Origin of the sequence: Streptomyces sp. NBC_01210, assembly GCF_036010325.1 — a bacterium.
Classification (GTDB): Bacteria; Actinomycetota; Actinomycetes; order Streptomycetales; family Streptomycetaceae; genus Streptomyces.
In genome coordinates this window covers 807,247-815,887 of sequence record NZ_CP108549.1, presented here as the reverse complement: position 1 = coordinate 815,887, position 8,641 = coordinate 807,247, and the positions used below count along the sequence as shown (strand labels likewise).

Here is an 8,641-nt window from a genome sequence, read left to right as displayed (position 1 = left end):
GCCCTCACCCGCCCCCGTGTCCCGCACCGTGTCTCAGCTCTCCTTGCCGTCTGCGCTCGCGCCGGAGTCCTTGCCGGTACGGGAGTCGGGCGCGGCGCGCTTGGCCACTGGCCTGGAGACGGTGGACTTGGACGCCGCGGCCTTGCTCGCACCGGCCTTGCTCTGGACGTTCTTGGACGGCGCGGTCCTGGAGGGCGCTGCCTTTGACGGTGCCGTCCTGGTCGCGGCCCGCTTCTTCCCGGCGCCCGGTTCAGCGGTTGCGCTCTCCGCCCCGGCGGCCTCGGTCTCGTCCTGGGCACGCGCCGGCTCCTCGGCCGGCGGCGTGGTTCCCGGCGGCACCGGCGCTCCCGGTGCCCCGAACGGCAGCACCCGTACCGTCCGCTGCTCCACCGGCTTCGCCGGGACCGGCTTCTCGCGGCCCTCGATCAGGACCAGCGACGCCTGATAGGCCACCGACAGCGTGTACGGAGTCTGGTGCAGCATCCCCCACAGTTTGGACGTCTCGTCGATGTCCATCACCGTCGGCGTGAAGCGCACCTTCTGCGCAGACGCCGCAAGGTCGCTGCCCGCCAGATACGGTCGTTCCGCGGCGAGTTCGATCAACTCCTGTGGCAGGACCGGGATTTCGTGCAGGGTCCGGATCACGCAGCCGATCAGTCGCTGCCCGACCAGTTCCGCCTCCTCCCCGTACGCACTGATCAGAAAGTGCAGATCCAGCGCGGCGGCGGGTCGCTTGAGCAGCGTGCCGTCCGAGGCGCGCGTCGGCAGGTCGGTGTTGCGCATCGAGGGGTTCGGCGTGACCTGGTAGAGGAAGACGTGGATGGTCGGGTCGGTCGGCGGCTCGGCCGGTGGCTTACGGGTCTCGACCTTGACCGCGATGTCCATCTCGGGGCTCAGGTTGTTCGCGATCAGCAGAGCCAGTGCCTGGGTGACCGTCGCGATGGCGAGTGCGTTGCTCATGACCTCAGTCCCTCTTCTCGCCGCGTGACAGATAGTCGTCCAGCGTCAGCGCGGGCGCGCGCCGTCCGGTGTGCTCGGGGCGGCCGGTGTCGGGGCGGTTCGCGCCGGGTGGCGGTGCCGCGCTCACTTCCAGTCGGCCGATCTGTACGTGTACGACGCGTTCGGCCGGCCGGGGCGCGCGCCGTCCCACTCCGTTCAGCGTGGCGCCACGGGCGGTGGCGGTGTCGGCGCCGCGGGGCCGGGCCGGCGCCGCAACCACCGGGAGAGCGGGGTCCGCGGCGCGCGCCACCGACCCGGGCGGGTGGCGCGGTGCGTCGGACTCCGCGGGCTCCGCCGCCCGCCGGACCGAGCGCGGGATGTCGGCTGCGGACGGACGCGTTGCCGGCGACGCGGGCACCGCCGGCCGCAGCAGCGGTTCCGTACGCGGTACGGCCTGGACCGCGGGCCACTCGGGCTCACCGGGCCGGGCCGCCTCGGTCCGTACGACCGTGTGCCTGTCGGTCCGCACCTCCCGCTCCTGACGGACCAACTCGGCCGGTCCGAAGGCGGGCCCCGGCGCGGACGGGATCAGGGCGGCCGGCGCGTCGGGCTCCGGCGGGCCGCTCCGCAGCGCCTCGACGCGCTCGAACGGGCCGGGCAGCCGGGGCCGGACCCGCGCCGTGCCGGCACCATCACCGGCCACCGGCACCGGCGTGTACCGGGCGAGCAGCCGGTCGAAATAGTCAGGCATCTGTGCACAGCTCCAGGTAGTAACGACGCCGCAGCGGGCTGAGCGCCAGAATCTCCGGCTCGTTCCACCCGTAGGCGGTGGCGAGCAGATGGACATCGAGCATCAAGTCCCGTGCCCAGGTGTCCAGTTCGGTCCACAGATAGGAGGTGATGTCCAGCTCGGCCGGGGTGGCCTCACCGCACTCGGGGCAGGCGACGTTCAGCGTCACATCGGCCGCCGGGTCGGCGTCCGCCGCCGTTTCGGCGAGCCGCTGCTGTACGCGCTCCGGCAGAAGAGAGGCCAGCCGCTCCGAAGGGACGGCCTCTCCGCCCCGTACGGCCGAAACCGTGCAGCGCGCCACGAGCAGCCGACGGGCCGCCGCCGGATCCGGCACCGCACCGGCCGCCGCGAGGTCGGCGACGGTGGGCAGCCGGAACTCCACCACCCATTCGTCCTCCTCCACTCGCAGCGGCCCGTCCGGTGTCCGCGTCCGGGCGCCCAGCAATGTCGCGTCGAGGTCGAACTCCATGGCCTCGCCGCACGACGCACACTCGACACGCACCTGCATGCGCTCGCCGAACAGCGCCCGGCGCAACGCGAACAGGTCCGCTTCCCGCTCGCCGACCGGCATCGACAGCAACTCGTCGGTGCCGGCCCCCGGGCGGGCCGCCCGGTGCAGCAGCAGGGACCTCCCGGATTCGTGCTGTGCCAGCCCGGCCTCCCAGGTGGCGAGCAGCTCGGCCGGCCCCGTCGGCGTCATCCCTCACTCCTCCGGTGCATTCCCCCGGGGCTCAGGCCGGATGGGTGAAGGAGGGCTCGACCGGCTCCTCCACCTCGTAGTCCCGTTCCCAGCCCTCGCACTCGAGCTTGACGCTCTGGATGGCGACCGCGTTGGCGTTGGCGTCCAGCTCACCGAGCACCTGGTACTCGCTGACCCAGGCCCGGTAGAGCTTGTGCGAGACGGCGACCTGTCCGGCCTCGTTGAGGACCTGGATGATGATGTCCTTGCGGAAGTCCCGCAGCGAGACCTCCGAGCCGAGCCCGGCGCCGACCTGCCACACCTTGTTGGCCCAGCGGTCGAACTCCGGGTCGTGGGTGACACCGCGCTCGAGCGTGACGCCCTCGAACTCGGAGCGGCCCGGCGACTTGCGCGGCGAGCTGGGGTCACCGCCGTGGCGGTGCTTGACCACCTCCGTGGTGCGCTTCAGAGGACTGATCTTGCTGATGCCCGCGACCGTTCGACCGTCCCAGAGGACCAGGAACTTGAAATTCTTGTACGGGTCGAAGCGATGGGCGTTTATCTGGAACTCAGCCATCGGTTTCCTTCGTGTTCCTTTTCCTAGGGTTACGAGAGGTCGAACTGCCCGGCGACCTGCTGGATCTTGACGATCACGAACTCCGCGGGCTTGACCGGCGCGATGCCGATCACGACATTGACCACTCCGGCGTCGATATCGGCGTCGGTGGTGGTGTCCTTGTCGCATTTGACGAAGTACGCCTCACGCGGTGTGCCGCCCTTGAACGCACCCTGCCGGAACAGGTCGTTGAGGTATGCCGAGGCCTTCAGCCGGATCTGCTGCCAGAGCTGCTCGTTGTTGGGCTCGAAGACGACCCACTGCAGACCGCGGTAGAGGCTCTCCTCGACATGCAGGGCGAGCCGGCGCACCGGCACGTACTTCCACTCGCTGTCGAGCGCGTCCGCGCCCTCGAGCGTGCGCGCGCCCCACACCAGCGGACCCACCACGGGGAAAGTGCGCAGGCAGTTCACGCCCAGCGGGTTGAGCAGCCCGTTCTCCCGGTCGGTCAGCTTGACGGTCAGCGACCGGACACCGGCCAGCCGCGCCTCGGTTCCGGCCGGTGCCTTCCACACGCCGCGCTCGCCGTCGGTGCGGGCGACGACGCCGGCGATGGCACCCGACGGCGGGAAGGAGCGAAGTCGTCCGGTGAGCGGGTCGGTGAGCTGCAGATGCGGGAAGTACAGGGCCGCGTGGTTGCTGCGTACGGGTTCGAAAGCGCCGATCCCGGCCCGTGCGGCGTCCACGCTGCCCCAGGTCGAGGGCGAGTCGACGAGGAGGAAGATCCGCCGCTCCCGGCAGAGCTGCTCGGCCGCCGACAGTACGGTGACCATGTCCTCGGTGGACTCGTACGCCGAAAGCTCGGGCAGAGCCAGCAGGTTGACGTCGTCCACGTCGCGCAGCGCCTGGACGCCCGTCTTGCGGGCCTCGCTGCCGATGAGGTCGCGCGGACCGGGCGGGTCGCCGTCCTTGCCGCCCTCCAGCGGGAAGACGGGCGGGTTGACCGAGGCCTCCAGGCCCAGGTCGTTGGCGCATTCGCCGACGAAGCGGACCACGTCGTCGGGGTCGACGGATCCGGCGACGACCTGGATGCGCCGGCCGAAGGCGGTGACCTCGGCGCCGGAGAAGGCGTGCTTGCCGGGAGCGTCCGGCAGCGCGCGCAGCTTGCGCTCCAGCAGGAGGGCGAGTTCGGTGACATTGCTCGGCGGCTCGTCGTCGTGGTCGGGGTCGTAGAGCGTGAACTCACGCTCCACATCGCCGATCTTGACCTTCAACTCGACGTTCAGATTGGGCAGTTCGGCCGCGAAGGGCTTGGAGACAGTGCCGGAGGGGTCGGGCCGGCCCTCGTCCAGAGCCTTCACGCGGACGAGCGAGGAGCCCGCGTTGACGACGGTCTCCACGAAGCGGCCGTGGCCGGAGTTCATCGACAGACCCGTGAAGGACTCGCGGGCCCCGCCGCGCGCGTCGAGGATCTGGAGATTGAACGTCCTGTCCGGAGTCGGGGTGTCGTGGTCGACGGCCACCCGCAGGCCCGAGCCCCAGACGCCGGGCTCCTTGGCGTGCACCTCCAGCACGGGGCACTCGCTGTGCCCCTCGGTGGAGTTGAGCGTGACGCAGGCTTCCTCGCCGGTGCCGGCCTTGGCCACGCGGACGATCACCGCGACCGTGCCGCCGTTGCCGAAGAACTGGTGCACTGCGTAGCTGACAGCGCTCTGTGAGGTGAGTCCGCCGAAGCGACGCTCGAAGTCCGCGAAGCTGGTGATCCGCACGGGTTGGTTGAGCGGACCCCGGCGGGTGTGCCCCACGAACGCGGTCACCGAGGTGGTGACCGAGGCGACGGTACGGATGCTGCTGGGAAGTTCCTCGATGTAAACGCCGGGATAGCCCATGTGCGTCGGCATTCCCCCTCCATTCCCTTCGCGCACCAAGAGATGAGGAGGGGATGTGAAGGATGCGCGTATGTACTGAGCACGCATACGCGCTCTCCACTGCATTCCCCCGTCGCACACCCCGTGCGATATCGGTCTCGCAGGGCCATCGGCATGTGCCGGCGCTTGTGGCTCCTGATGCATGAGTGCCTCTGGGGAGTCTGGTTTGCATCTCAACGGTGGGTCAAGAGACCGATCCGGTCATCCGGCCATCACCGGCTCCGGGGGCAATGGGGGGTGATTTGACGCACTGAGAGGGATATCGCTGATCGAATATGAAGAGGAATTCACGAGCGCTTCACAGGAAAATTCGATCCACGGTGGGAAACAAGCCGAATGGACGCGGCATCGGCGCGCCGCCTTGTGTCCTGTTGATGAGGAATAGCCGCTTTGTTCCACTGCGGGCCGGGCTGCGACAGCGGTCGTCACCGGAAGGAAGTGGCCTACTGGGGCGAGGACTTGGACGCGACGCTGACGGGTACGTCCGGGTTACAGAACCATGTGCCCTGCACTGCCCGCTGAATGAGCATCAGGACAACGCCCAGCGCCAGGGCGCCTATGCCGATGACGGACACGCCGCCGGTCCTGCCGAGCAACGGCAGGTCGATGACGGTGGTTCCGTACGCCGGGTCGGAGTAGACGTGGAAGGCCGCGTAACAGAACAGGCCGAGCAGCATCAGGGCGCCCAGTGCGGGGAGGAGGCCCTTCATGAAGAAGTCGGCGGCGCTGCGGGTGAGGACCTTGCGGAAGTACCAGACGCAGGCGAAGCCGGTCAGTCCGTAGTAGAACGCGATACCCAGACCGACCGAGGCGATGGAGTCCTCCAGGACATTGCCACTGATGGCCGTCAGCCCGGCGTAGAAGACGATCGACGCCAGGCCCATGGCGACGGTCGACCACGTCGGTGTCAGGAAGCGAGGGTGGACGCGGGCGAAGACCGCCGGCAGCGCCTTGTGCGTGGCCATCGAGAAGCTGGTGCGGGCGGTCGGCAGGATCGTGGTCTGCGTGGAGGCGGCGGCCGACGTCAGCACCATCAGGACCAGCATTTTCGCCAGGAACCCGCCGAATCCTTCCGTGCCGAACACTTCGTCACCGAAGCTGCCCAGGACGTCGCCCGCGTTGTCGGGGTTGGCCAGCCCGATGCCCTTGTCGCCGATCCCGGCGAAGGCCTGCGCCGAGGTGGTCACCAGGATGTAGATGAGGAGGAGGAGAACGGTGGAGATGACGGCGGCGCGGCCGGGGGTGCGTTCGCGGTCGGCGGTCTCCTCGTTGACGGAGACCGCGGTGTCCCAGCCCCAGTAGATGAAGACGGCCAACAGGACGCCCTGCGTCAGGGAGCTGGCGGAGCCGATCTCGAAGGGGTTGAACCAGGCCGCGTCCACGTGCAGCGATTCCGGCGGCGCGTTGCTGCCGTACACCTTCACCAATGCCATGACGGAGAGGATGGCGAGAAGCAGCAGCTCGATGCTGAGCAGCCATTTCTGCAGGGCCGCGGAGATCTCGATGCCGATATAGCAGATGGCCGTCATCACGATGATCCAGATGACGCCCGCGAGAGCAGTCCAGCTGCGGCTGTCGGCCAGGCCGCCTGCTCCGGCCAGCTGGAATCCGTACTGGCCCGCGATCTGCGCCAGGTTCGCCATCACGATGATGTCGGCGATGATGATGCCCCAGCCGCCCATCCACGCGGTATGCGGTCCGAAGGCCCGCGCGGACCAGGTGAAAGTGGTGCCGCAGTCGGGGTCCACGGCGTTCATCGCCTTGTAGGCGTAGGCGATGAAGTACATCGGGATGAATCCCAGGATCACCACGACCGGTGACTGGAGCCCGACGGCGAGGACGATGAAGCCGAGTGTGGCGGCCAGGCTGTAGGCGGGGGCGGTCGAGGCGAGGCCGATGGCCACGGAGGAGACGAGACCCAGCGCGCTGCCCTTGAGCCCCTTCTCGCCGACCGCGGACGACTGCGGAAGCGGAGGGCTGGGGGATCCGCCGGGCGCTGTTTGCATGAGGCGGCCTTTCGCCGTCGGCCACGGGCAGCCCGGTGCCGGAGCGTGTACGAGCATGCACCGCTATGTATCCGGGATACACCCATTTGCTCCTGATCGAAAGCCGAAAAGTGTTTCCCTGTGGGGCTTCGGGGGCCCAGGAACTCCGCCGGTGTTGACGGCGGACGGTGCAACCCGTTGACAGGCGTGCGGCGCAGCGGGACGGCAGCGGCAGCACCCTCCCCGGTGGTGCCGCTGCTCCGTGTTCCGTTCGGAGTTCCGCGACGGGGAGTGAGGGTGGAGCGGGCAGTCAGACCCGTCCGACCGCGCCGTGCGGCTCGAACCAGCCGCCGCTGCTGTCCGGTGGCGCGGGCCGGTGCAGGGGCTGAGGTTCGGGATGGGGCTGCGGCGCCGGGAGGTCGAGCGGGCGCGTACGGGCGTCCGGATCGATCCAGGTCACGGGCGGTGGATCGAGGAACTGCTCCGCGTGGGAGACGTATCCGCGCGGTTGCACCGACGCGGGCAGTGGATCGCGGATAAGCGATTCTGCAGGCAGACCGCAGTCGTGGAGCAGTTCGGCCGTCTCCTGCACGAACATCACGGGACCGCAGAGGTAGACGGTTTCGCCGGGCCACCCGCGGCGCGCGCTCAGATTGCTGTGCAGACGTTCCGCGGCCCTCATCCGGCCCTTGCCGCGCTCCTCGTACCACCAGTACGCGCTCAGATAGGGGTGGGCGCGCAGGATGTCGACAAGAGCGCCGCCGTCGTAGAAGTCGGCCTCGCCGCGGGCGACGACGTCGATACGGATACGAGGCGCCGGCCTGCGGGCGAGTAACTCGTCCAGGACCGCCTTGACCGGGGCCCAGCCCGTGCCGGCGGCGATCAGTGTGACGGCCGGGGTGCCGGGCGGCGGGGTCAGCGCGGATCCCGAGGCGGCGCCCAGCCGCAGTGTGCGGCCGGGCGTCGTGCCGTCGCACAGGACATTGCTGAGCAGGCCTTCGGCGACCCGGCCGATATGGAACTCGAGCACACCGCCGCGGCCGGGGCGGCCGGCCAGGGAGTAGGGCCGCCACACGCCCGGCAGATCCGGGTGCTCGATCGTGGCGTACTGGCCGGGCAGCCACGGGTAGTGGGCGGAAGGGGCGACGCGGATGACGGCCGTGTGACCGCCGTGCAGGCGGTGCGAGACGACAGTGCCGTCCCACCACGCCGGCTCGTTCGCGGCGAGCGAGCTGTGCGCTCCGCCGGTCATGGCCGCGGCGACGAATCCGTACACCCGCAGCCATGCCCTCTCGGTCCGGTCGTCCCAGGTGTGTGTGCTGTGGTAGCGGATGGCGGCGACGAGGCTCTCGCCCACGGCGGTGTAGTCCTCGTCGGATATCCCGAACTTGCGGTGATCCCGGCCGAGTCGGTTCAGGTGTGCGGGGAGCGCGGGGTGGCCGAGATGCTCCACGACCTGTACCAGCGCGGCGAACAGCCGCTCGTACTGGTCGTCCATCGCGGCGGGGAACAGGGGGCGCAGCCGCGGATGGTGGGTGAAGAGATGCGCGTAGAAGTAGCGCACCACATGGCCGGCCCGGAGTCTGACTCGTTCCAGGCTTGCTGTGACCACATCGATGTCGTCCATGAAATCCCCCGCGCTCCCGCGATGCACTGGCCTGGCCGCGCAGGGTCCGGGGGCGGCAGGGCGGCGCGTCAGCTGAACGCGCGTGAAAAGTGCTGAGCGAGCAGCACCGTATCAACTCATGGGCACTGTCGAGCCGT

7 protein-coding genes are annotated in these 8,641 nt (G+C 69.4%); all 7 read right to left on the bottom strand.

Features of this window, described 5'->3' with window-relative positions; all coding sequences use genetic code 11:
- Positions 1 to 33 precede the first annotated feature (33 nt).
- The 7 genes from OG735_RS03635 to OG735_RS03605 all read right to left on the bottom strand — a co-directional run bounded on the left by OG735_RS03635 (position 34) and on the right by OG735_RS03605 (position 8,504).
- On the bottom strand, positions 34 to 960 hold the full coding sequence (locus OG735_RS03635) for a DUF4255 domain-containing protein (protein WP_327321667.1): 927 nt from the start codon (positions 958 to 960) through the stop codon (positions 34 to 36).
- Positions 961 to 964: 4 nt separating this feature from the next.
- Positions 965 to 1,690: a hypothetical protein gene (locus tag OG735_RS03630; RefSeq protein ID WP_327321666.1), complete on the bottom strand. Its 726-nt coding sequence runs from the start codon at positions 1,688 to 1,690 to the stop codon at positions 965 to 967.
- Positions 1,683 to 2,429 (bottom strand): T4 family baseplate hub assembly chaperone, encoded by a 747-nt coding sequence (locus OG735_RS03625; protein ID WP_327321665.1) that lies wholly within the window; start codon positions 2,427 to 2,429, stop codon positions 1,683 to 1,685. Before OG735_RS03625 ends, OG735_RS03630 begins: the two co-directional genes overlap by 8 nt.
- Before the next feature lie 31 nt (positions 2,430 to 2,460).
- Entirely contained in the window at positions 2,461 to 2,985 is a 525-nt protein-coding gene (locus OG735_RS03620; RefSeq protein WP_030352235.1) for a phage tail protein, read from the bottom strand.
- A 29-nt stretch (positions 2,986 to 3,014) separates the two neighbouring features.
- Positions 3,015 to 4,865 (bottom strand): phage tail sheath C-terminal domain-containing protein, encoded by a 1,851-nt coding sequence (locus OG735_RS03615; RefSeq protein WP_327321664.1) that lies wholly within the window; start codon positions 4,863 to 4,865, stop codon positions 3,015 to 3,017.
- A 470-nt stretch (positions 4,866 to 5,335) separates the two neighbouring features.
- Positions 5,336 to 6,898 carry an APC family permease gene (locus OG735_RS03610; RefSeq protein ID WP_327321663.1) on the bottom strand — a complete coding sequence of 521 codons (1,563 nt, stop codon included), beginning with the start codon at positions 6,896 to 6,898 and terminating at the stop codon, positions 5,336 to 5,338.
- Positions 6,899 to 7,187: 289 nt separating this feature from the next.
- Positions 7,188 to 8,504, bottom strand: a complete 1,317-nt coding sequence (locus OG735_RS03605) for a globin domain-containing protein (protein WP_327321662.1) — start codon at positions 8,502 to 8,504, stop codon at positions 7,188 to 7,190.
- Positions 8,505 to 8,641: the final 137 nt, after the last annotated feature.